The sequence below is a fragment of the Kitasatospora sp. NPDC097605 genome (assembly GCF_040302725.1).
Lineage (GTDB): Bacteria > Actinomycetota > Actinomycetes > Streptomycetales > Streptomycetaceae > Kitasatospora.
Map to the genome: position 1 here is coordinate 1 of NZ_JBEOSF010000012.1, position 23675 is coordinate 23675.

Sequence of the window (23675 nt, forward strand, 5' to 3'; positions counted from 1 at the left end):
CTTCGGGGTGGCCTTGATGGCCTCCTCCAGCCAGCGCTTGCCCGGGACGTCCAGGTAGTTGTCCGGCTCGTCGAGGAGCAGCACCTCCTCGGGCCTCGACGCTCTCACCCGGCGGGCGTCCGCTCACCCGTTCGGACTCAAGCGCGGTCTGCAGGATCACCACCGCGGCGGCCTGGTCGACCACCGAGCGGCCCTTCTTGGCCTTGACCCCCGAGGCGCGCAGCCCGTGGGTCGCGGTGACCGTCGACATCCGCTCGTCGACCAGCCGGACCGGCACCGGCCAGAGCCGGTTGGCCAGCCGGGCCGCGTAGCCGCGGACCTTCTCGGCCGCCGGCCCCTCCTTGCCGCTGAGTGAGCGCGGCAGCCCGACGATCACCTCGATCGCGCCGTACTCCTCGACGATCGCGGCGATCCGGGCCTGCGACTTCACACCGGCCGGGACGGTCTCCACCGGGGTGGCGAGCACCCCGTCGGGGTCGCAGGACGCGACCCCGATCCGGGCGTCCCCGACGTCGACGGCAATCCGCCGTCCGCGCCGGAAGGGCTTCTCCTCGAACTCCATCAGAACGCGGACCCCATCAGGAGGCACGCTCCGCGACCAGGCCGCGCACCGCGGCGACGGCCTCGTCGATCGCGGCCGGGTTGGTGCCGCCGCCCTGGGCGACGTCGTCCTTGCCGCCACCGCCGCCGCCGAGGGTCTTGGCGGCGGTGCGGACCAGCTCGCCGGCCTTGATGCCGCGGCCGCGGGCGTCCTCGTTGGTGGCGATCACGGTCAGCGGGCGGTCGTTCGCCACGGTGAAGGCGGCGACCACGGCCGGGCGCGAGCCGAGGCGGCCGCGCACGTCCAGGACCAGCTTGCGCAGCTCGTCGGCGCCGGTGCCGTCGGCGACCCGCGCGGCCACCACGGCGATGCCGTGCACGTCCTCGGCCGAGTCGGCCAGGCCCGCGGCGGCCGCGAGCACCTTCTCGGCGCGGAAGCGCTCGATCTCCTTCTCGGCGTCCTTGAGCTTGGCGAGCATCCCGGAGATCTTCTCCGGCAGCTCCTCCGGGCGGCCCTTGACCAGCTCGGTCAGCTGGGCGACCACGGTGTGCTCACGGGCCAGGAAGCGGTACGCGTCGGCGCCGACCAGCGCCTCCACGCGGCGCACGCCGGAGCCGATCGAGGACTCGCCGAGCAGCTTCACCAGGCCCAGCTGGGCGGTGTTGCCGACGTGCGTGCCACCGCACAGCTCCTTGGAGAAGTCGCCGATGGTGACGACGCGGACCTCGTCGCCGTACTTCTCGCCGAACATCGCGATGGCGCCGGCCTTGCGGGCCTGGTCCATCGTCATGACCTCGGCGGTGACCTCCAGCTCGCGGGTCAGCACGTCGTTGATCTTCTGCTCGACGTCGGTGAGCACGCTGCCGGGCACGGCGGCGGGCGAGCCGAAGTCGAAGCGGAAGCGGCCCGGGGCGTTCTCCGAACCGGCCTGGGCGGCCGTCGGGCCGAGCGCGTCGCGCAGCGCCTGGTGGGTCAGGTGGGTGGCCGAGTGGGCGCGGGCGATCGCCCGGCGGCGCTCCACGTCGATGGTGGCGTACGCGGAGGAACCGAGCACGACCTCGCCGAACAGCACGCCGCCGGAGTGCACGATCACACCCGGGACGGGCTGCTGGACGTCGCGGATCTCGACGACCGCGCCGGAGTCCAGCCGGATCCGGCCGTGGTCGGCGAGCTGGCCGCCGCCCTCGGCGTAGAACGGGGTGCGGTCGAGGATGATCTCGACCTCGTCGCCCTCGGTGGCGGCCGGCGCCGGGGCGCCGTTCACCAGCAGGCCGACCACGGTGGCCTCGCCCTCGGTGAGGGTGTAGCCGGTGAAGACGCTGGCGCCGGAGGTGTCGGCGACCTCGCGGTACGCGGCGACGTCGGCGTGGCCCATCTTCTTGGCCTTGGCGTCCGCCTTGGCGCGGTCCCGCTGCTCCTGCATCAGGCGGCGGAAGCCGGCCTCGTCGACCTGGAGGCCCTGCTCCTCGGCCATCTCCAGGGTCAGGTCGATCGGGAAGCCGTAGGTGTCGTGCAGCTTGAACGCCTGGTCGCCGGAGAGCACCACGCCGCCGGACTGCTTGGTCTCGGTGACCGCGGCGTCCAGCAGGTTGGTGCCGGCCTTCAGGGTCTGCAGGAAGGCCGCCTCCTCGCCGACGACGACCGTCTCGATGCGCTTGCGGTCGGTCTCCAGCTCCGGGTACTGCGGGGCCATCGCCTTGATCGCGGTGTCGATGAGCTCCTTGGCCACCGGCTCGGTGGCGCCCAGCAGGCGCATGTTGCGGATGGCGCGGCGCAGGATGCGGCGCAGCACGTAGCCGCGGCCCTCGTTACCGGGGGTGACGCCGTCGCCGACCAGCATCAGCGCGGTGCGGATGTGGTCGGTGACCACGCGCAGCGAGACGTCCGACTTGTGGTCGGCGCCGTAGCGGTGGCCGGTCAGCTCGGCGGCCCGGTCCAGGATCATCCGGCTGGTGTCGATCTCGAAGAGGTTGTCGACGCCCTGCAGGATGGCGGCGAGGCGCTCCAGGCCGAGGCCGGTGTCGATGTTCTTGCTCGGCAGGTCGCCGAGGATCTCGAACCCGTCCTTGCCGTCGCCGTGGCCGCGCTCGTACTGCATGAAGACCAGGTTCCAGATCTCCAGGTAGCGCTCGCCGTTGACGGCCGGGCCGCCCTCCTCGCCGTACGCGGGGCCGCGGTCGTAGTTGATCTCCGAGCACGGGCCGCACGGGCCGGGGACGCCCATCGACCAGAAGTTGTCCTTCATGCCGAGGCGCTGGATCCGCTCGGCGGGCACGCCGATGACCTCGCGCCAGATCTGCTCGGCCTCGTCGTCGTCCTGGTAGACGGTGATCCAGAGCTTCTCCTGCTCCAGGCCGTAGCCACCGTCCGCGACGGGGGTGGTGAGCAGGTCCCACGCGAACTTGATGGCTCCTTCCTTGAAGTAGTCGCCGAAGGAGAAGTTGCCGCACATCTGGAAGAAGGAGCCGTGCCGGGTGGTCTTCCCGACCTCCTCGATGTCCAGGGTGCGCACGCACTTCTGGACGCTGGTGGCGCGCGAGAACTGCGGCTTGACCTCGCCCAGGAAGTAGGGCTTGAACGGGACCATGCCGGCGTTGACCAGCAGCAGGGTGGGGTCGTCGGCGACCAGGGACGCCGACGGAACGACGGTGTGGCCGCGCTCCTCGAAGAAGCGCAGCCAGCGGCGGCGGATCTCTGCCGACTCCATTAGTGGTCCTTCCGGTTGGTACCGCCCCGCGGCGGAAGCGCGCGCCGGGGCGTTTTCTCGATGGCTTGGGGGGTGGTGCGGGCACCGTCGGACGACGATGCGCGGGTACTGCCGGACGGAGGCAGGGCGGCGGCCGGGCTCCCGGGCGCCGCCGAGATAGCTCGGTACTGGGGCTCGCCGCGCAGCGCCCCGCGGCGGCGCGGCTCGACGACGGCGGTGCCGTCCAGCCCGAGGTCCTCGCGCAGCTGCTCCTCGCGCTCGGTCATGCCGGCCCGCACGTCCCGGGCGAACTGCTTGGCCAGGTCGCCCAGCTGCAGCGCACCGCGGGCGGCGGTGCCGGAGAGGCTGTCCGGGGTGAGCCGGTGCACGGCCTCGTTGGCCTTGTTCATGGCCCAGACGGTGGCGCCGGCGCCGACCGCCATCCAGAAGACGCGTCGCACCATGCGTCAGCTCCTCACCGCGCGCCGGACCCGGGAGAGCAGGCCGCTCTTCGGCGCGGTCGCGGCGCGCACCTCGGCCCGGATCAGCCGGGCCAGTTCCTCGCGCTCGGCCGGCTGGGCCGGCAGGGTGGCGGTGCCCTGCTGCTTGGCGACCGCCTTGCGCACGCCGTAGCTGAACGCCGCGACCTTGACCAGCGGGCCGCCGAGGGTGGCCGCGACGGTGGAGGAGAGCGCGTTGGCGTTGGCCGCCGCGTCCTGCACGTTGGCGGTGATCTCGTCCACCCGCTCCAGCTGCTCGTTGGCGCTGCGCACGGCGGCGCCGGCGTCGGTCAGCAGCGGCACGGCCTGCTCGGTGACGGCGGAGACCAGGACGGTGGCCTCCTTGAGCACCCGCGACAGCCGGACCAGCACGACGGCGAGCAGGGTGACCAGGACCGCCCAGAACACGGCGACGAGCAGGCCGGCCAGCTCTCCCACGGACACCTTTGCGCGCTCCCTCGCCTTGCGGTTCTTCGGGGCATGACGCCCTAGGGAACCCTATCGCGACCGCACGGACTTTCCGGACCGGGTTTCCCGCGCGGGGCGCGCGGCGATCCGACCGGGTGTGCGATCCGCGCGCGTAACCTACCCGCCGGTCACCTCGTTCTGCCAGGCGGGCCGCCACCCAGGCGGCGCAGACGGACGGACGCACGCCCGGGCCGGCCCGGCCCGGGCCTCGAAGCGGGGAGCAGGGTTTGGACGGGGAATCGACACCGCGGCCGGACCGCCCGGTACCGGGGCGGCTCCCGGCGGAGGTCACCAGCTTCGTCGGCCGGCGGCGGGAGCTGACCGAGCTGGCCCTGCTGCTGGCCGGGCACCGGCTGGTGACGGTCACCGGCCCCGGCGGGGTCGGCAAGAGCCGGCTGGCGCTGCGGGCGGCGGCCCGGGCGGCGGGCGCGTTCCCGGACGGCGGCCGGCTGGTCGAGGTGGCGCCGGTGCGGGACGGGCGGCTGCTCGGGCACGCCGTGCTGGAGGCGCTGCGGCTGACCGACGGCACCGCGCGGGCCCCGCTGGAGGTGCTGGCCGAGCAACTGGCCGGGCGCCGGATGCTGCTGGTGCTGGACGGCTGCGAGCACCTGGCGGCGGCCTGCGCCGAGCTGGCGGCGGCGCTGCTGCGGGACCTGCCGGGGCTGCGGGTGCTGGCCACCAGCCGGGTGGCGCTGCGCACCGCCGGGGAGCACCTGCTGCCCCTGGCCCCGCTGCCGGTCGGGCCCGCCGAGCCGGACGGCCCGCCGGCCGTCCCGCCGGACGCGGTGCGGCTGTTCGCGGACCGGGCCCGGGCGGTGCTGCCCTCCTTCGAGGTCACCGCGGCGAACGCCGGGGCGATCGCCCGGCTCTGCCGCCGGCTGGACGGCATCCCGCTGGCCGTGGAGCTGGCCGCCGGACGGCTGCGGGCGCTGTCGGTGGAGCAGATCCGCGACCGGCTGGACGACCGGTTCCGGCTGCTGACCGGCGGCGATCCGGCCGCCCTGCCGCGCCATCGGACGCTGCGCACGACGGTCGACTGGAGCCATGAGCTCTGTACGGTGCAGGAACGTTTACTCTGGGCCCGCCTCTCGGTCTTCGCGGGCGACTTCGACCTGGACGCGGCCGAGTACGTCTGCACCGGCGAGGGCGTCGACCCGGACGAGCTGCTCGACCACCTCACCGAACTCGTCGCCACGTCCCTGGTGCTGCGCGAGGAGGGCCCCCACGGCGTGCGGTTCCGGCTGCTGGACACCGTGCGCGAGTACGGGCTGCGGTGGCTGCGGGCGGGCGGCGGGGAGCACCGGCTGCTGCGCCGGCACCGGGACTGGTACCTGGGGATGGCCACCTGGGGCGAGGTCGAGTGGTTCGGCCCCCGGCAGGCGGAGACCGCCGAGCGCACCGCCCTGGTGCACGCCGACCTGCGGGCCGCCCTGGAGTTCAGCCTGACCGAGCCCGGCGAGGAGCAGACCGCCCTGCTGATGGCCGGCACCCTCTGGTTCCACTGGGTCGGCTGCGGCCGCCTCGGCGAGGGGCGGCACTGGCTGGAGCGGGCCCTGGCCCTCGACGCCGAACCCACCGGGGCCCGCGCCAAGGCCCTCTGGGTGACCGGCTACACGGCCACCCTGCAGGGCGACCTGGCGGCCGCCCGGCCCGCCCTGGAGGAGTGCCGCCGCCAGGCGCTGGCCACCGGCGACGACCGCGCGCTGGCCCACGCCGTGCACCGGCAGGGCTGCGCCGCGCTGATCGGCGACGATCCGGCCCGCGCCGTCGAGCTGTTCGAGGAGGCGCTCCGGCACTACCGCACCATCGGCGAGCTCGACGGCAACGTGCTGATGGCGATGTCCGAGCTGGGCATCGCCCACCTCTTCCGGGGCGACCGGGAGAGCGGCGAGCTCTGGCTCGGCCGGGTCCGCGAGCTGTGCGAGGAGCACGGCGAGCAGTGGGCGTACGCGCACGTCCTCTACGCGCTGGCGTACTCGCACTGGCTGAGCGGCGAGATCCGCCCGGCCCGGACGCTGGCCCGGGAGAGCCTGCGGCTCAACCACCTCTTCAACGACCTGCTGGGCATCGTGCTGGCGATCGACCTGCTGGCGCTGCTGGAGACCGAGCCGGCCGGCCCCGGGGAGCCGGGCGACCTGCGCGAAGCCCGGGTGCTGCAGGGCGCCGCGCACCGGATCCGGTGCGCGGTCGGCAAGCCGTTCTTCGGCTCGCACACCTTCAACGGCCCGCACCGGGCCTGCGAGGAGCGCACCGTCGCCGGGCTGACCGAGCAGGAGTCCACCGACTTCTTCGCCGCCGGCGCCCGGCTCGGCCCGGACGCCGCCGTGCACCGGGCGCTGGGCGGCGGCGGGCAGCCGGACGGCCCGGGCCCGCGCCCCGGCCCCGGACCGCTGCCGCCGGCACCCCGGCCCTCCCCCGTGGGACGGTGAGGACCGCCAGCAGGACCCGGGAATAGTTGAATCTTGTTCATTGCTGGAGCGGGCGGAACCACCGTTCGGAAGGAGCACCCCGTGGCCAACATCGCCGACGACTACCGCATGGCGAACTTCTACTTCGACTCCAAGGCGTACACCGACGCCGCCCGGATGCTCGAAGGCGTGCTCGCCGAGGAGCCGGCCAACCTGTCGGTCCGGCTGCTGCTGGCCCGCAGCTACTTCCACTCCGCCCAGCTGCGCAAGGCCGAGGCCGAGCTGCGCCGGGTGCTGGACGCCGACCCGACCGAGGACTACGCCCGCCTGATGCTCGGCCGCACCCTGGAGCGCCAGGGCCGCGCCGAGGAGGCCCGCCCGCACCTGCGGCTCGCCTCCGCGATGACCGGCGAGTCGTACTGACCCACCCCGGACAAAGGGGCGAGCCCCCGTCGCCACAAGGGCGACGGGGGCTCGCTGGGTACCGCAGGTGATACCGCTCGCGGGTCAGCGCGAGTAGTACTCGACGACGAGCTGCTCGTCGCAGATCACCGGGACCTCCTTGCGCTGCGGCGCGCGGTCCAGGCGGAAGGCCAGGGCCTTCAGGTTGACCTCGAGGTACTTCGGGGTCTGGCCCTCGCCCGCGTTGCCACCCTCACGGGCGACCTGGAACGGGACCTTCTCCTTGCTGCGCTCGCGGACGGTGACCACGTAGCCCGGCTTCATCTGGTACGACGGCTTGTTGACCTTGCCGCCGTTGACCTCGATGTGGCCGTGGACGACCATCTGACGGGCCTGGTAGATGGTGCGGGCGATGCCCGAACGCAGCACCAGGGCGTCGAGGCGGGTCTCCAGCTCGGCGACGAGCGCCTCACCGGTCTTGCCCTCGGCCTTCTTCGCGCGGTCGAACGCGCGCGCCATCTGCTTCTCGCTCAGGTCGTACTGAGCGCGCAGACGCTGCTTCTCGACCAGACGGACCTTGTAGTCCGAGTTCTGCTTGCGACCACGGCCGTGCTGGCCGGGCGGGTACGGGCGGGCCTCGAAGTACTTGACGGACTTCGGGGTCAGCGGCACGCCGAGCGCACGCGCGATCTTGACCTTGGGACGCTTCTGGTTCGCCATGAACCAAACCTTCCTTGCTTACGAATACGGCTTCACCAGGTGTTGACGGAGGTCGCACGTCGCGGCCCGGAGAAAACCCCACCGCCCGGGGGCAGTGCGATCAGCCGCTCTCCGGAGCCGGGCACGAGATGTGCAAGCACACGGGTGGCCCACCAAGGTTGTGTTGGTGGGCTGCACGCGACACCGAGACGGTGCGCGACGCTCCTGGGCTCCCGCGAGGGAGCCGTCACCGTTGCCCCGCTGGTGTGGCCGGTCGGTCAGGGTCTCCCCTCACCGCCGTCCCGGGATACGGCACTCCGCCCGAGTATACCGGCAGATCACTCGCCCTCCGACCCGGGCTTCTCCTTGCCCTTCGAGGGCCTCTTCGACTCCCCCCGAAGGCGCGCCCTGGTCCACTCCACCGCGTCCGCGTAGCGGGCCTCTCCGCCGTGGCGGGTCGGCTGGTAGTAGGCCTTGCCGTGCACCGCGTCCGGCGCGTACTGCTGGGCCGCGATGCCCTCCGGCAGGTCGTGCGGGTAGCGGTACCCCTTGCCGTGCCCCAGCTTGCCCGCGCCGCCGTAGTGCGCGTCCCGCAGGTGCGGCGGCACCGGGCCGGCCAGCCCCTGCCGGACGTCCGCGAGCGCCGCGTCGATCGCCAGGTAGGCGGCGTTGGACTTGGGCGCCAGCGCGAGCGCGATGGCCGCCTGGGAGAGGATGATCCGCGCCTCCGGGAAGCCGATCAGCGCCACCGCCTGGGCCGCCGACACGGCCGTCTGCAGCGCCGTCGGATCCGCCAGGCCGACGTCCTCGCTGGCCGAGATCATCAGCCGCCGGGCGATGAACCGCGGGTCCTCCCCCGCCTCGATCATCCGGGCCAGGTAGTGCAGCGTGGCGTCCACGTCGCTGCCCCGGATCGACTTGATCAGCGCGCTGGCCACGTCGTAGTGCTGGTCGCCGTCCCGGTCGTAGCGGACGGCCGCGTGGTTGACGGCGGTCTCGGTGGTGGCCAGCGTGATGCTCGCCTCGCCCTTCTCCAGCGCCGCGCCGGCCGCCGCCTCCAGCGTGGTGAGCGCCTTGCGGGCGTCGCCACCGGCCAGCCGCACCAGGTGGTCCTCGGCCTCGGGGCTCAGCTCGACCGCGCCCTCCAGACCGCGCTCGTCGGCGACCGCGCGGCGCAGCAGCGCCCGGATGTCGTCGTCGGTCAGCGACTCCAGGGTGAGCAGCAGCGAGCGGGAGAGCAGCGGGGAGATCACCGAGAAGTACGGGTTCTCGGTGGTCGCGGCGATCAGGGTGACCCAGCGGTTCTCCACGGCGGGCAGCAGGGAGTCCTGCTGGGCCTTGGAGAAGCGGTGGATCTCGTCGAGGAAGAGCACCGTCTCCCGGCCGGTCATGCCGACCGCGCGGCGCGCGCCGTCGATGACCGCGCGGACCTCCTTGACGCCGGCGGTGATCGCGGACAGCTCGACGAACCGCCCCTCCACCGCCTGGCTGATGACGTGCGCCAGGGTGGTCTTGCCGGTGCCGGGCGGGCCCCAGAAGATCACCGAGCTGGTCGCCGCCGGGCCGCGCGCGCCCGCGACCAGCCGGCGCAGCGGGGAGCCGTCCTTGAGCAGCTGCCGCTGCCCGGCCACCTCGTCGAGGGTGCGCGGGCGCATCCGCACGGCGAGTGGCGCCCGGCCGGGCTCCTTGCTCTGGCGTTCCTCGGCGGCGGCGGTGAAGAGGTCCGGTTCGTCCACACCGGAAGCCTATGCGAGCCCGCCGACAGCCCTGTGCGCTACGACTCCCGGACGTCCAGCAGCACCGTCTCGAACTCCTCCAGCGAGCGCAGCGCCAGCCCGCCGGCCGTCACCCCGCGGGCGCGGATCTCCGCGGCCGGGCCGCGGGAGGCCACCAGCGAGGCCCGGTCGGCGAACAGGATCCCCACCGCGCCGCGCTCGTCCTCGGCGCTGAGCAGCATCGAACCGCCGAGGCAGCCGTCGATCCGCCGCTGGGCGGGCAGGCCGTCCTCCCGGAAGCGGGCGGCGATCCGTTCGCGGTCCGCGCCCGCGAGGTCGAACCGCACGAGGCGGAACCACGAACCCGGGGCGACCGCCGGTGCCTGGGCGACCTCCGCGGCCTCCCAGACGTCGACGGTCGCCGTCCCGGCGAACGGGGCCAGCAGTTCGTCCCGCCGCCCGCGCAGCCGCTCGGCGCTGTCCCGCTCGTTCTGCCGGGTCGCCCACCACGAGCCCATCGTGATGATGCCGAGTTCCCGGTCGGCGAACAGCCCGTAGCCCACGTAGCCGGGCTCCGCCGACAGCAGGCCGACCGCCTCGGCGGACAGCCCGTCGAGGGCCCGGTCGACGCGTGCGGGGTCGCCGGTGAAGTAGCCGGTGCGAACGAACATGGGCGGTCTCCTGACCTCATCCGAATCCGAGCACCTCCATCGGACGGCCGCGCGGCGGTGGCGGCAACGCCGCACGGCCGTTCGGCGGAGGCGCCGGGCCGGACCGGGCCGGACGCCGGACCGGGCCGGGCGCCGGACCGGGCCGGGCGCCGGGCCGGACGCCGCTACGAACCCAGACCCGCCGCGTGGTCCGGGACGTACCGCTGCCGGTCGCGCGGCGGCCGCTGGTAGCCGCGCGAGGCCGGGCGGTCCGGCAGCTCGATCTTCGGCGGCCGCACCTCGCGGTACGGCACGGTGGACAGCAGGTGGGCGATCATGTTGATCCGGGCCCGCCGCTTGTCGTCGCTCTCCACCACGTTCCACGGGGAGTCGGGGGTGTCGGTGTGCAGGAACATCTCGTCCTTGGCCCGCGAGTAGTCCTCCCAGCGGGTGATCGACTCGACGTCCATCGGCGAGAGCTTCCAGTGCTTCATCGGGTCCTCCAGCCGGTCCCGGAAGCGCCGCTCCTGCTCGGTGTCGCTGACCGAGAACCAGTACTTGCGCAGCAGCAGGCCGGACTCGGTGAGCATCCGCTCGAAGGTCGGGCACTGGTGCAGGAACTGCCAGTACTCCTCGTCGGTGCAGAAGCCCATCACCTTCTCCACCCCGGCCCGGTTGTACCAGCTGCGGTCGAACAGCACGATCTCCCCGGCGGCCGGCAGGTGCTCGACGTAACGCTGGAAGTACCACTGGGTGCGCTGCCGCTCGGTGGGCGCGGGCAGCGCGGCGACCCGGGCGATGCGCGGGTTCAGATACTCCGTCACCCGCTTGATCGCGCCGCCCTTGCCGGCCGCGTCGCGGCCCTCGAAGACCACGACCAGCCGGGCGCCCTCGGCGCGCACCCACTCCTGGAGCTTCACCAGCTCGTGCTGGAGCCGCAGCAGTTCCCGCTCGTAGGGCTTCTTCGCCAGGCGCTCGTCCGGATCGGTCCGTCCGTCCGGGGCGCTCTGCTCGCGCTGGGCCTTCGCTGCCACCCGGGTGCCTCCGTTCGGTGGGTGCTGATGACCCTTCACCGTACGTCCTGGAACGGGTTGCCGCAGGTCCGGGGGGTTCCGGCCGGGCAGCGGCGGCCCCCTGAACCGCCGCTGCCCCGCTCCCCCGTCGGCCGGTCCGAAGACCGAGCGCTCAACCATGACCCAGACCTGCCGGACGGGTCCAATTTCCGATTCCATAACCTTGGGGCATGGATGTCGACACCCGCCTGCTGCGCAGCTTCGCCGCGGTCTGCGAGGAGGGTCAGCTGACCGCCGCGGCGGCCCGGCTCTTCGTCTCCCAGCCGACGCTGACCAAGCAGATCCGCCAGCTGGAGAGCCTGCTCGGGGTGGAGCTGTTCGAACGGTCGCGGCGCGGCATGGCCCCCACCCGGGCCGGCTGGGCGCTGGCCGCGCACGCCGGGGTGCTGCTCGCGGGCTGGGAGGAGGCGCTGCGCGCCACCCGGGCGGCCGCGGCGGACCAGGGCTCGACGCTGCGGGTGGGGTTCGAGGGCGGCATCATCAACCTGATGACCCAGCGCACGGTGGCGGACTTCGCCCGCCGGATGCCGGGCTGGCAGGTGGAGCTGCGGCAGAACAACTGGTTCGACCCGACCTCGGGGCTGGCCGCCGGCGAGATCGACCTGACGCTCTGGCACGCCCCGCCGTCGCTCTCCGAGCGGTACAGCGTGGCCGTGCTGGGCCAGGAGGCGCGCTGCGCGGCGCTGCCGGCCGGGCACCGGCTGGCCGCCCGTGCGGTGATCGACTTCGAGGAGCTGCTCGACGAGCCCTTCGTGGCGATCCCGCACGAGGCCGGGCACTGGCGCGACTACTGGTTGGCGGTCCGGGAGCGGGGCGGGCGACCTGTGCGGATCGGCGCGGTGGCGCACAACACCGACGAGTGGCTGGCCGCGGTGGTGTGCGGCCAGGGCGTCGGTTTCGCCCCGGAGACGATGAGCCGGCTGGCACCGCGCGAGGATGTCGCGTACCGGCCGGTGCGAGGGTTGAGCCCGAGCCAGGTCGGGCTGTACTGGCCGAAGGACCGGGAGCCGACGCCCGCCATGACCGCGTTCGTGCGCAGCTGTCGCACGACGATAGGTCTCGGAGGAGAGCCGGCTCGGTCGCCCCGGACGGCACCGTCGATCTGACGGCACCGTCGATAGCGACGGGGCCGGACGGCCCGAGGGGCTAGACGGCCTCGAAGGGCTCGGGGTAGTGGCACAGGCCCCGCGGGGAGCCGTCGTACGCGGGCAGCGCGAGCGTCTGGAGGAAGCCGTCCGGCACCTCGAACGGGCCGCTCACCTCGTGCCGCTGGGCCGGGATGAAGCCGAAGCGGCCGTAGTAGTCGGGATCGCCGAGCACGACGACGAGCTTCTCGCCGGCGTCCTCGGCGGCCGTCAGCGCGGCCCTGACCACCAGCTCGCCGACGCCCTTGCGCTGCCACTCGGGGGCGACGGCGACCGGCGCGAGCGCCAGCCCCTTGCCCTTGCCGACCCGCAGCCGGGTGAGCAGCGCGTGGCCGACCACCAGTCCGGAGTCGTTGACCGCGACCACCGACAGGTCCGGCAGCCAGGCCGGGTCGCGGCGCAGCGCGTCGACCAGGTCGGCCTCGTCGGGACCGGGGAAGGCGGCCATGTGGACACGTCTGGTGGCGGGCGCGTCCTCGGGACACTCGATCCTGGTACTGACCTTCACAGGAAACCCTCTCTCTGTCGCACACCGTTGTGGACCGGCCCCGGACAGCGGAAATGCCGTCCGGGGCCGTGAAAGGTTAGCCGATGTCGGCCGACGGGGTGTCAGGCCTTCGCCTGGCCCTCGGACTTGCCGTCCTCGCGGACCTTCGGCTGGGCGTCGACGCCGGCCTCGCGCCGCTGCGCCGGGGTGATCGGGGTGGGGGCACCGGTCAGCGGGTCACCGCCGGTGGACGTCTTCGGGAAGGCGATGACGTCCCGGATGGTGTCGTACCCGCCGAGCAGGGTGACGATCCGGTCCAGGCCGAAGGCGACACCGCCGTGCGGCGGCGGGCCGTAGTTGAAGGCGTCCAGCAGGAAGCCGAACTGCGAGGCGGCCTCCTCCTCGGAGAGGCCGATCGCGTCGAACGCCCGCTTCTGCACGTCCCGCTGGTGGATACGGATCGAACCGCCGCCCAGCTCCGAGCCGTTGAGCACGAGGTCGTAGGCGTTGGACAGCGCGGCGCCCGGGTCGGTGTCGAAGGTGGCCAGCGACTCCGCGGTGGGGGCGGTGAAGGGGTGGTGCACGGCGTGCCAGCCCTGGAACGCGCCCTTGTCGTCCTCGATCGGCTCGAACATCGGGAAGTCGACGACCCAGAGGAAGGCCCACTGGGACTCGTCGATCAGCTCGCAGCGGCGGCCGATCTCCAGACGGGCGGCGCCGAGCAGCTCCTGCGAGGCGCGCTCCTTGCCCGCCGCGAAGAAGATCGCGTCGCCGTTCTTGGCGCCGGCGGCGGCGGCCAGGCCGGCCAGGTGCTCCTCGGAGAGGTTCTTGGCGACGGGGCCGCGCAGCTCGCCGGTCTCGGCGTCGATGAGCACGTAGGCGAGGCCGCGGGCGCCGCGCGCCTTGGCCCAGTCCTGCCAGGCGTCGAGCTGCTTGCGCGGCTGCGAGGCGCCGCCGGGCATGACCACGGCGCCGACGTACGGGGCCTGGAAGACCCGGAAGTCGGTGCCCTTGAAGTACCCGGTGAGGTCGGTGAGCTCCTGGCCGAAGCGGACGTCCGGCTTGTCCGAGCCGTAGCGGCCCATGGCGTCGGCGTAGGTCATCCGCGGCAGCGGGTTCGGGATCTCGTAGCCGTGGACCTCGCGCCAGATGGCGCCGATGATCTTCTCGCCGAGGGCCAGGATGTCCTCCTGGTCGACGAAGGAGGCCTCGATGTCCAGCTGGGTGAACTCCGGCTGGCGGTCGGCGCGGAAGTCCTCGTCGCGGAAGCAGCGGGCGATCTGGTAGTAGCGCTCCATGCCGGCCACCATCAGCAGCTGCTTGAACAGCTGGGGCGACTGCGGCAGCGCGTACCAGTGGCCGGGCTGCAGGCGGACCGGGACGAGGAAGTCGCGGGCGCCCTCGGGGGTGGAGCGGGTGAGGTACGGCGTCTCGATGTCGAGGTAGTCGTTCTCCTCCATCACCCGGCGGATGATGTTGTTGACCTTGGAGCGCAGGCGCAGGCCCTTGGCCGGGCCCTCGCGGCGCAGGTCGAGGTAGCGGTAGCGGAGGCGGACCTCCTCGTTGACCGTACCGGGCTCGTACTCGGCGACCGGGAACGGCAGCGGCGCGGCCTCGGAGAGGACCTCGATCTCGCTGACCACGACCTCGACGGCTCCGGTCGGGATGTCCGGGTTCTCGTTGCCCTCGGGCCGCACGCGGACGTCGCCGACCACCTTGACGCAGTACTCGGCGCGCAGGCCGTGCACCGAGTCGAGGTCGCGGACCACGATCTGCACGGTGCCGGAGGCGTCGCGCAGGTCGATGAAGGCCACGCCGCCGTGGTCGCGGCGGCGGGCGACCCAGCCGGCCAGGGTGACGGTGGTGCCTGCGTGCTCCGGGCGGAGCGTGCCCGCGTCGTGCGTGCGGATCACAGCTGCTTCTCCTTCAGGGTGGTGACGAGTGCGTCGAGGGCGACGGGGTTCTGCTCGCCGGTGGTGAGGTCCTTGAGCTGGACGACGCCCTCGGCGAGGTCGCGGTCACCGGCGACGAGGGCGAAGCGGGCGCCGGAACGGTCGGCGGACTTCATGGCGTTCTTGATGCTCTTGACGCCGAAGGCGAGGTCGGTGGCGACGCCGGCCCGGCGCAGCTCGATCACCTTGGCGAACAGGACGTTCTTGGCCTCCTCGCCGAGCGCGACGGCGTAGACGGAGGTGGCGGCCGGCAGGTCGAGGGCGACGCCCTCGGCCTCCAGGGCCAGGAAGGTGCGGTCCACGCCGAGCGCCCAGCCGACCGAGGGCAGCGCCGGGCCGCCGATCATCTCGGACAGGCCGTCGTAGCGGCCGCCGCCGCCGATCGCGGACTGGGCGCCGAGGCCGTTGTGCACGAACTCGAAGGTGGTGCGGGTGTAGTAGTCGAGGCCGCGGACCAGCTTGGGGTCGTCGACGAAGGCGACGCCGTTGGCGGTGAGCAGCTCGCGGACCTTCTCGTCGTAGGCCTTGCAGTCCTCGCAGAGGTAGTCGCGCAGCATCGGGGCGCCGCCGAGCTGGGCCTGCACCGACTCGCGCTTGTCGTCCAGCACCCGCAGCGGGTTGATCTCGGCGCGGCGGCGGGTGTCCTCGTCGAGGTCCAGGCCGGCCAGGAACTCGACCAGGGCGGCGCGGTAGACCGGGCGGCACTGCTTGTCGCCGAGGCTGTTGAGCAGCAGCCTGTAGTCGCTCAGGCCGAGCGCGCGGAAGGCGTCGTCGGCCAGGATGATCAGCTCGGCATCCAGCGCCGGGTCCTCGGCGCCGATCGCCTCGGCGCCGACCTGCGAGAACTGGCGGTAGCGGCCCTTCTGGGCGCGCTCGTAGCGGTAGTAGGAGCCGGAGTACCAGAGCTTGACCGGCAGGTTGCCCTGCTTGTGCAGGTTAGCCTGGAGCGCGGCGCGCAGCACGGAGGCGGTGCCCTCGGGGCGCAGCGCGAGCTCGTCGCCGCCCTTGGTGGTGAGGGTGTACATCTCCTTGCTGACGATGTCGGTCGACTCGCCGACACCGCGGGAGAACAGCTTGACGTCCTCGAAGACCGGGGTCTCGATGTAGCCGTAACCGGCCCGGCGGGCGGGGGCGGCGATCGCCTCGCGGATCGCCAGGAAGGTCGCGGAGCCGGGCGGCAGCAGGTCGTAGGTGCCCTTGGGGGCGGTGAAGGTGCTCAACTTCTCTTCCGTCACATTCCTCGTCGCGGGAAAGCCGGGGCGCCGGCCGCCCCCGCTGCCTGCCGGAGGTAGGGGTTGGTGGCGCGCTCGCGGCCGATGGTGGTCTGTCCGCCGTGGCCGGAGAGGACCACGGTGGCGTCGTCGAGGGGCAGGCACACCCGGGCCAGCGAGCGCATGATCGCCGCGCTGTCCCCGCCCGGGAGGTCGGTTCGCCCTATGGAGCCGGCGAAGAGCAGGTCGCCCGAGAAGAGCACCGGGGGAAGGTCCTCGGCGCCGGGCGTCCGGAACGTCACCGACCCCCCGGTATGGCCGGGGGCGTGGTCGACGGTGAGGGACAGGCCGGCCAGCTCCAGCACGCTGCCGTCGGTGAGCTCGCGCACGTCGTCGGGTTCGCCGACGGTCAGCTCGCCCATCAGCTGGGTGCCCAGGGAGCGGCCGAGGGCCTTCTCCGGGTCGCTCATCATGTAGCGGTCCTCGGGGTGGATCCAGGCCGGGACGCCCTTGGCGCCGCAGACCGGGACCACGGAGGCGACGTGGTCGATGTGGCCGTGGGTGAGCAGCACGGCGACCGGCTTGAGCCGGTGCTCGCGGACCAGTTCCTCGACGCCGGCGGCCGCCTGGTGGCCCGGATCGACGATGACGCACTCCTCGCCCGCCCCCGGGGCGACCAGGTAGCAGTTGGTGCCCCAGGCTCCAGCGGGGAATCCGGCGATGAACACGCGCGTCCTTCGGTGTCGGTCTTCGGGTCTTCGGCGTTCCTCGCCGTGGCGGCTTCGGCTGCGGCTACGAACTGTGATGTAGGGGCAGCCTACCGGCGGTGCGGGCCCGGTTGCGAACCAGATGGGCGTGACAGGTTCACTTCGAGCTGAACGGTTCACCCCGTTCTTACGGTCGCGGTCCCTACACTTGGCCGCCGATGGGTGCGATGATCCGCATCGGCGTCGCACACAGACGAAGCCCCCACATCCGCGATCAGCACATCCGTAGGAGACAGAGCCGGTGGTCAGCAGCGAACAGCGGCGGCGGCAGCTCGCCCGGGAGAAGTACGAGCGCCAGATGGAGCGCCGGGTCGCCGCGGCGGCCGCGCGCAAGCGGCGCAACACGATCCTCGGCGCCGCGCTCGCCGTGGTGGTGCTGGCCGGTGGCGGCACCCTCTTCGCGACCGGCGCCTTCGACTCGGACGACAAGAAGAAGGACGGCCCCACCGCGCAGGCCGCGCCGACCCCGACCGAACCCACCGTGCCGACCCGCAAGCCGGTCGAGGGCTGCGCCGAGCCGGCGCCGGGCGCCCCGAACGGCAAGCAGTGGCAGGCCGAGCCGGCGATGACCGTCGACACCAAGGCCACCTACGCGGTGACGCTGGACACCAACTGCGGCAAGGTGACGCTGTCGCTGGACGCCGCCAAGGCGCCGCACACCGTGAACTCCTTCGCCTTCCTGGCCGGCGAGCAGTACTTCGACCACACCAAGTGCCACCGGCTCACCACCGACGGCATCTTCGTGCTGCAGTGCGGCGACCCGACCGCGAGCGCCACCGCCCCGGGCGGCACCGGCGGCCCCGGCTACAAGTTCGCCGACGAGAACCTCACCGGTGCCACCTACCCGGCCGGCACCGTGGCGATGGCCAACGCCGGCCCGGGCACCAACGGCAGCCAGTTCTTCCTGGTCTACAAGGACACCACGCTGTCGCCCAACTACACCCCGTTCGGCACCATCACCGGCGGTCTGGACGTGCTCCAGAAGATCGCCGCCGCGGGCACCCTGGAGGGCGGCGGGGACGGCCACCCGATGGCCGACGTCACCCTGAACTCGGTGACCGCCGCCAAGGGTTGACCCGCTCCGGGGCCGCCCCGACCCGCCCGCGCGGCGCGCCGGGGCGGCCCCGGCCCGAAATCGCCCGGCCCGGATGCGGACAGCACCGGTCCTGGTCGCCTATGTTGGCGTTGTGTAGGGTGCCCAGACCCGCCGGCCGTCACCCTCGGCAGCAGGACACGGCGGACGGGGACGGCGGACTCATCGGTCCGCCGCACATCAACTGTGGACGACGGACGCGTACCGCCCCGGCGCGGGCGCGACGTCATGTGGAGGACGCGCTATGAGCAGCGACCCGTGGGGCCGTGTGGACGAGCAGGGCACGGTCTACGTCAGGACCGCCGACGGCGAACGCGTCGTGGGTTCCTGGCAGGCCGGCTCGCCCGAGGAGGCGCTCGCCTACTTCGAGCGCAAGTACCAGGGCATCGAGGTGGAGATCGGCCTGCTGGAGAAGCGGGTGCGCACCACCGACCTGGCCGCCAAGGACGCCCAGGCCGCCCTGGAGCACCTGCGCGAGCAGGTCACCGAGGGACACGCGGTGGGCGACCTGGCGGCGCTGGCCCAGCGGCTGGACGCGCTCGCCGGCGAGATCGAGAGCCGTCGCGAGGAGCGCAAGGCGGCCCGCGCCAAGGCCCAGGACGAGACCCGTTCCGCCAAGGAGGCCCTGGTCGCCGAGGCCGAGCAGCTCGCCGAGTCCACCCAGTGGCGGGAGGCCGGCGACCGGCTGCGCGCCCTGGTGGACACCTGGAAGGGCCTGCCCCGCCTGGACCGCAAGAGCGACGACGAGCTGTGGCACCGCTTCTCGCACGCCCGCTCGGTCTTCTCCAAGCACCGCAAGTCGCACTTCGCGGCGCTGGACGCCGAGCGCGAGCAGGCCCGGCTCACCAAGGAGCAGCTGGTCTCCGAGGCCGAGGCGCTCTCCTCCTCGACCGAGTGGGGCGACACCGCGGCCCGCTACCGCGACCTGATGGCGCGCTGGAAGGCCGCCGGCCGCGCCCAGCGCGACGTCGAGGACGAGCTGTGGGCGCGGTTCCGCGGCGCCCAGGACGTCTTCTTCCAGGCCCGCTCCGCGGTGTTCAGCGAGCGCGACGCCGAGCAGGTCGCCAACCAGAAGCTCAAGGAGGCGCTGGCCGGCGAGGCCGAGGCGATCCTGCCGATCACCGACCTCAAGGCCGCCAAGGCGGCGCTGCGCGAGGTGAACGAGCGCTGGGAGGCGATCGGCCACGTTCCGCGCGACGTCCGCCCGAAGCTGGACGGCCGGCTGAACGCGGTCGAGCGGGCGATCCGCGAGGCCGAGGACGCCGAGTGGAAGCGCTCCAACCCGGAGGCCAAGGCCCGCGCCGCCGGCATGGTCGGCCTGTTCCAGGCCAAGGCGGACAAGCTCCGCTCCGACCTGGACAAGGCCCGCGCGGCCGGCAACGCCTCCAAGGCGGCGAAGCTGGAGTCCGAGCTGGCCGGCGTCCAGGAGCTGCTGGACCAGGCGCACCGCAGCCAGGAGGAGTTCAGCGGCTGATCCGGCCGCGGACGACACACGCGGAAGGGCCCCGGGGATCGCTCCCCGGGGCCCTTCCCGTACGCCGGTCCGGCTACTTGTTGCGGGCCGAGGTGACCCGGTAGACGTCGTAGACGCCCTCGACGCCGCGGACCGCCTTGAGGACGTGGCCCAGGTGCTTGGGGTCGCCCATCTCGAAGGTGAAGCGGCTCATCGCCACCCGGTCGCGGGAGGTCTGCACCGCCGCCGACAGGATGTTGACGTGCTGGTCGGACAGCACCCGGGTGACGTCCGAGAGCAGCCGGGAGCGGTCCAGCGCCTCGACCTGGATGGCCACCAGGAAGACCGAGGACTGGGTGGCCGCCCACTCGACCTCGATCATCCGCTCGGGCTGCTGGCTGAGCGCCTCGACGTTGACGCAGTCGGCGCGGTGCACCGAGACGCCGTTGCCGCGGGTGATGAAGCCGACGATGGCGTCGCCCGGGACCGGGGTGCAGCAGCGCGACAGCTTCACCCAGACGTCCTCGACGCCCTTGACGATCACGCCCGGGTCGCCCTTGGCCCGGCGGCGCACCGCGCGCCGGTTGTCGTGGGTCGGGGTGGCCGTCTCGGCGAGGTCCTCGGTGGCGCCCTCCTCGCCGCCCAGCGCCTGCACCAGCTTCTGGACGATGTTCTGCGCGGTGACGTGGCCCTCGCCGATCGCCGCGTACAGCGAGGAGATGTCCGGGTAGCGCATCTCGTGGGCGAGGGTGACCAGTGAGTCGCCGGTGAGGATCCGCTGGATCGGCAGGCCCTGCTTGCGCATCGCGCGGGCGATGGCCTCCTTGCCCTGCTCGATCGCCTCCTCGCGGCGCTCCTTGGAGAACCAGGCGCGGATCTTGTTGCGGGCGCGCGGGGACTTGACGAAGCCCAGCCAGTCGCGGGACGGTCCGGCGTTCTCCGCCTTGGAGGTGAACACCTCGACGGTGTCGCCGTTCTCCAGGGTCGACTCCAGCGGCACCAGCCGCCCGTTCACCCGGGCCCCGATGGTGCGGTAGCCGACCTCGGTGTGCACCGCGAACGCGAAGTCCACCGGGGTGGCCCCGGCCGGCAGGGCTATGACGTCGCCCTTGGGGGTGAAGACGAAGACCTCGTTGCTGGCCAGGTCGAAGCGGAGCGACTCCAGGAACTCGCTGGGGTCGGCGGTCTCCTTCTGCCAGTCCAGCAGCTGCCGCAGCCAGGCCATCTCGTTGACGGCGCCGGCCTTGTCGTCCTTGCGGGTCTGGGTCGGGGTGTCGGTGCGCACCTTGGAGGCGCCGGCCACCGCGCGCTGCTTGTACTTCCAGTGCGCGGCGATGCCGTACTCGGCGCGGCGGTGCATGTCGAAGGTGCGGATCTGCAGCTCGACGGGCTTGCCCCCGGGACCGATCACCGTGGTGTGCAGCGACTGGTACATGTTGAACTTGGGCATCGCGATGTAGTCCTTGAACCGCCCCGGCACCGGGTTCCACCGCGCGTGGATGGTGCCCAGCGCCGCGTAGCAGTCGCGGACGGTGTCGACCAGGACCCGGATGCCCACCAGGTCGTAGATCTCGGCGAAGTCCCGGCCCCGGACGATCATCTTCTGGTAGACCGAGTAGTAGTGCTTCGGCCGGCCGGTGACGGAGGCGGTGATCCGGGCGCCGCGCAGGTCGCCCTGGACCTGGTCGATGACGGTCGCCAGGTACTCGTCCCGCTTGGGGGCGCGCTCGGCGACCAGCCGGACGATCTCGTCGTACATCTTGGGGTAGAGGATCGCGAAGGCGAGGTCCTCCAGCTCCCACTTGATGGTGTTCATGCCCAGCCGGTGCGCCAGCGGGGCGTAGATCTCCAGCGTCTCGCGGGCCTTCTTCTCCTGCTTCTCCCGCTTGAGGTAGCGCATGGTGCGCATGTTGTGCAGCCGGTCGGCCAGCTTGATCACCAGGACCCGGGGGTCCTTGGCCATCGCGACGACCATCTTGCGGACCGTCTCGGCCTGCGCGGCCTCGCCGAACTTGACCCGGTCCAGCTTGGTGACGCCGTCCACCAGCAGGGCCACCGAGTCGCCGAAGTCCTTGCGCAGGGTCTCCAGGCCGTAGTCGGTGTCCTCGACGGTGTCGTGCAGCAGCCCGGCCATCAGCGTCGGGGCGTCCATGCCCAGCTCGGCCAGGATGGTCGCGACCGCCAGCGGGTGGGTGATGTACGGGTCGCCGCTCTTGCGTTTCTGCCCGCGGTGCCACTTCTCGGCGACCGCGTACGCCTTCTCGATGTCGCGCAGCAGCGCCGGGTCGGCCTTGGGGTCGTTGGCCCGGATGGAGCGGAAGAGCGGCTCCAGGACGGGGTTGAGCACGCTGGAGCGCTGGCCGCCGAGGCGGGCCAGGCGGGCCCGCATGCCCCCGCCGCCGGCGGAGCCGCGGCCGGCCGGGGCGGGCGGGCGGGACGGGGTCGGCGCCGGGCGTGCCGGGGTGGCCGCCGAGGGCGTGGGCCGGTTCTCGGGGGCGGCCGCGGCTGCCGTGGGCACAACCTCGTCGGGCAAGGACACTCCTCAGGGCGCTCGGCCTGCCCCCCGCGGGCGCCGCGCGGCTCGGGCCGCGCCCCGCGCAACCGGGAGGGGATGAATCTTCATGGTACCGAGCCTCGCGCCGGGACGTTTGGTCGGCCGGGCCCGCACACACGGCGGACACCCTCCCGACACAACAGCGGGCGGCGGCCGGGTGTTCCGACCGCCGCCCGCCCGGGCCGTGCGTGTTCAGACCGTGACCAGCGTCTCCAGCGGAGCGCCGCCCAGGTGCGGGGCCAGCCGCCCGCGGCCGTCGAGGAAGCCGAGCTCCATCAGCACGACCACGCCGACCAGTTCGGCCCCGGCCTCCTTGACCAGGTCCAGCGAGGCGCCGATGGTCCCGCCGGTGGCCAGCACGTCGTCCACCACCAGCACCCGCTCACCGGGCGCGAAGGCGTCGCACTGGACCTCCAGCGTCGCCGAGCCGTACTCCAGCTCGTAGGAGCGGCGGAACACCTCGCCGGGCAGCTTGCCCTGCTTGCGGATCGGCACGAAGCCGACCCCGGCCGCGAAGGCCGCCGGGGCGGCCAGCACGAAGCCGCGCGCCTCCAGGCCGACCACCTTGGTGGCCCCGAGCTCCGTGGCCCGCTCCGCCAGCGCCCGGGTGAGCGCGGCGAAGGCCTCGGCGTCGGCGAGCAGCGGCGCGATGTCCTTGAACAGCACGCCCGGCTTCGGGTAGTCCTGGACGTCCCGGATCCGGCTGGTGAGCAGCTCGGCCAGTGCGTTGTCGGCGGTGGTCACGAAGGGTCCCTTACGGTCGGCGGAGGTCAGCGCTTGGTGGACGGACGGCCCTTGGCACGCGTGGTGCCGGCCGCCCGGCCGCGCTGACCGACCATACCCGCCGGCAGGTCCTCGTCGGCGATCTCCTCCACCTCGCCGGCCTCCTTGGCCGCGGCGGCCTTGGCGTCGGCGGCGCGGCGCTGGGCGACCCGCTTGGCCAGGGCCTTCATCTCCGGCGCCTCCTCCTTCAGCTGCGCGAGCAGCGGGGTGGCGACGCAGATCGAGGAGTAGGCACCGGCGGCGAGACCGATGAACAGCGCCAGCGAGATGTCGTTCAGGGTGCCGGCACCGAGCAGACCGCCACCGATGAACAGCAGCGCCGCCACCGGGAGCAGGGCGACCACGGTGGTGTTGAGCGAGCGGACCAGGGTCTGGTTGAGGCCCGCGTTGGCAGCCTCGCTGTAGGTGAGCTTGTTCTGCTTGGTGAGGTCCTTGGTGTTCTCCTTCACGGTGTCGAAGACGACGACCGTGTCGTAGAGGGAGTAACCGAGGATGGTCAGGAAGCCGATCACCGTACCGGGGGTGACCTCGAAGCCCACCAGGGCGTAGACGCCGATGGTGATCAGGAGGTCGTGGATGAGGGCGACCAGGGCGGCCACCGCCATCCGCCACTCGAAGGCGATCGCCAGGTAGATCGTCACCAGGATCATGAAGATGATCAGACCGGTGAGCGCCTTGTTGGAGATCTGCTCACCCCAGCTGGGACCGATCACCTGGGTGTCGATGTCCTGGACCGGGACGCCGATCTCCTGCGACAGCTTGCCGGTGAACTCCGAGGAGGTGGTCTTGTCCTCCGAGGAGACCTGGATCCGGATCTTGCCGTTGTCGGTCGACTGCACCAGCGGGTGCGAGGAGACGATCTTGTCGACCGCCTCCTGCGCCTGCGACACCGACAGCCCCGGCTTGGACACGGTGTAGACCGAGCCGCCCTTGAACTCGATGCCCAGGTGCAGGCCCATCGCCAGGCCGATCCCGGCGATCAGGACGATCACCGCGGAGATGCTGTACCAGAGCTTGCGGCGGCCGACGAAGTCGAAGCTGACCTCGCCCTGGTAGAGCTTGTGGCCCAGATTGGAGAAGCGCGACAC

Annotated in this window: 19 protein-coding genes and 1 pseudogene; 5 read left to right on the forward strand and 15 right to left on the reverse strand. The window is 72.6% G+C overall.

What is annotated here, in order from left to right; translation table 11 throughout:
* Positions 1-94: 94 nt before the first annotated feature.
* The 4 genes and pseudogenes from ruvX to ABTX81_RS15690 all read right to left on the reverse strand — a co-directional run.
* Positions 95-562 (reverse strand): annotated as a pseudogene (ruvX, locus tag ABTX81_RS15675) (Holliday junction resolvase RuvX); the annotation flags it as partial.
* Between the two features lie 16 nt (positions 563-578).
* A complete protein-coding gene (gene alaS / locus ABTX81_RS15680) occupies positions 579-3248 on the reverse strand; it encodes an alanine--tRNA ligase (RefSeq protein ID WP_350545072.1) in 2670 nt (889 codons plus the stop codon).
* On the reverse strand, positions 3248-3691 hold the full coding sequence (locus ABTX81_RS15685; RefSeq protein WP_350545074.1) for a DUF6167 family protein: 444 nt from the start codon (positions 3689-3691) through the stop codon (positions 3248-3250). The genes alaS and ABTX81_RS15685 overlap by 1 nt, the downstream gene beginning before the upstream one ends.
* A gap of 3 nt (positions 3692-3694) precedes the next feature.
* Positions 3695-4171: a DUF948 domain-containing protein gene (locus ABTX81_RS15690; RefSeq protein ID WP_350545076.1), complete on the reverse strand. Its 477-nt coding sequence runs from the start codon at positions 4169-4171 to the stop codon at positions 3695-3697.
* Between the two features lie 251 nt (positions 4172-4422).
* On the opposite strand from ABTX81_RS15690, the gene ABTX81_RS15695 reads away from it, so the two are divergent.
* Together ABTX81_RS15695 and ABTX81_RS15700 are read left to right on the forward strand one after the other, a co-directional pair.
* Positions 4423-6624 carry an ATP-binding protein gene (locus tag ABTX81_RS15695; protein WP_350545079.1) on the forward strand — a complete coding sequence of 734 codons (2202 nt, stop codon included), beginning with the start codon at positions 4423-4425 and terminating at the stop codon, positions 6622-6624.
* A gap of 108 nt (positions 6625-6732) precedes the next feature.
* A complete protein-coding gene (locus ABTX81_RS15700; protein ID WP_350545576.1) occupies positions 6733-7026 on the forward strand; it encodes a tetratricopeptide repeat protein in 294 nt (97 codons plus the stop codon).
* An 84-nt stretch (positions 7027-7110) separates the two neighbouring features.
* Here ABTX81_RS15700 and rpsD read toward each other — a convergent pair whose 3' ends face one another.
* The 4 genes from rpsD to ppk2 all read right to left on the reverse strand — a co-directional run bounded on the left by rpsD (position 7111) and on the right by ppk2 (position 11040).
* On the reverse strand, positions 7111-7725 hold the full coding sequence (gene rpsD, locus ABTX81_RS15705) for a 30S ribosomal protein S4 (protein ID WP_350545081.1): 615 nt from the start codon (positions 7723-7725) through the stop codon (positions 7111-7113).
* 317 nt (positions 7726-8042) lie between these two features.
* On the reverse strand, positions 8043-9440 hold the full coding sequence (locus ABTX81_RS15710) for a replication-associated recombination protein A (RefSeq protein WP_350545084.1): 1398 nt from the start codon (positions 9438-9440) through the stop codon (positions 8043-8045).
* 38 nt (positions 9441-9478) lie between these two features.
* Positions 9479-10090, reverse strand: coding sequence for a hypothetical protein (locus tag ABTX81_RS15715; protein ID WP_350545086.1), 612 nt, complete (start codon positions 10088-10090; stop codon positions 9479-9481).
* A 164-nt stretch (positions 10091-10254) separates the two neighbouring features.
* Positions 10255-11040, reverse strand: a complete 786-nt coding sequence (gene ppk2, locus ABTX81_RS15720; protein WP_350545579.1) for a polyphosphate kinase 2 — start codon at positions 11038-11040, stop codon at positions 10255-10257.
* A 272-nt stretch (positions 11041-11312) separates the two neighbouring features.
* On the opposite strand from ppk2, the gene ABTX81_RS15725 reads away from it, so the two are divergent.
* Complete coding sequence (locus ABTX81_RS15725; RefSeq protein ID WP_350545088.1) at positions 11313-12248, forward strand: LysR family transcriptional regulator; 936 nt, start codon at positions 11313-11315, stop codon at positions 12246-12248.
* Positions 12249-12288: 40 nt separating this feature from the next.
* Here ABTX81_RS15725 and ABTX81_RS15730 read toward each other — a convergent pair whose 3' ends face one another.
* The 4 genes from ABTX81_RS15730 to ABTX81_RS15745 all read right to left on the reverse strand — a co-directional run bounded on the left by ABTX81_RS15730 (position 12289) and on the right by ABTX81_RS15745 (position 16665).
* Positions 12289-12735 (reverse strand): GNAT family N-acetyltransferase, encoded by a 447-nt coding sequence (locus ABTX81_RS15730; protein WP_350545090.1) that lies wholly within the window; start codon positions 12733-12735, stop codon positions 12289-12291.
* Positions 12736-12896: 161 nt separating this feature from the next.
* Positions 12897-14687, reverse strand: a complete 1791-nt coding sequence (aspS, locus tag ABTX81_RS15735) for an aspartate--tRNA ligase (protein WP_350545092.1) — start codon at positions 14685-14687, stop codon at positions 12897-12899.
* Positions 14684-15946, reverse strand: coding sequence for a histidine--tRNA ligase (hisS, locus tag ABTX81_RS15740; protein ID WP_350545094.1), 1263 nt, complete (start codon positions 15944-15946; stop codon positions 14684-14686). Before hisS ends, aspS begins: the two co-directional genes overlap by 4 nt.
* 11 nt (positions 15947-15957) lie before the next feature.
* Positions 15958-16665 carry an MBL fold metallo-hydrolase gene (locus tag ABTX81_RS15745; RefSeq protein WP_350545096.1) on the reverse strand — a complete coding sequence of 236 codons (708 nt, stop codon included), beginning with the start codon at positions 16663-16665 and terminating at the stop codon, positions 15958-15960.
* Positions 16666-16945: 280 nt separating this feature from the next.
* Here ABTX81_RS15745 and ABTX81_RS15750 point away from each other — a divergent pair, with 280 nt between their 5' ends.
* Together ABTX81_RS15750 and ABTX81_RS15755 are read left to right on the forward strand one after the other, a co-directional pair.
* Positions 16946-17779 (forward strand): peptidylprolyl isomerase, encoded by an 834-nt coding sequence (locus ABTX81_RS15750; RefSeq protein ID WP_350545099.1) that lies wholly within the window; start codon positions 16946-16948, stop codon positions 17777-17779.
* 262 nt (positions 17780-18041) lie between these two features.
* On the forward strand, positions 18042-19271 hold the full coding sequence (locus ABTX81_RS15755; protein ID WP_350545101.1) for a DUF349 domain-containing protein: 1230 nt from the start codon (positions 18042-18044) through the stop codon (positions 19269-19271).
* Between the two features lie 73 nt (positions 19272-19344).
* Here ABTX81_RS15755 and ABTX81_RS15760 read toward each other — a convergent pair whose 3' ends face one another.
* From ABTX81_RS15760 to secF, 3 genes are all read right to left on the reverse strand, one after another.
* Entirely contained in the window at positions 19345-21768 is a 2424-nt protein-coding gene (locus ABTX81_RS15760; RefSeq protein ID WP_502892786.1) for a RelA/SpoT family protein, read from the reverse strand.
* A gap of 228 nt (positions 21769-21996) precedes the next feature.
* Positions 21997-22548 carry an adenine phosphoribosyltransferase gene (locus ABTX81_RS15765; RefSeq protein WP_350545105.1) on the reverse strand — a complete coding sequence of 184 codons (552 nt, stop codon included), beginning with the start codon at positions 22546-22548 and terminating at the stop codon, positions 21997-21999.
* 26 nt (positions 22549-22574) lie between these two features.
* Positions 22575-23675, reverse strand: coding sequence for a protein translocase subunit SecF (gene secF, locus ABTX81_RS15770; protein WP_350545109.1), 1101 nt, complete (start codon positions 23673-23675; stop codon positions 22575-22577).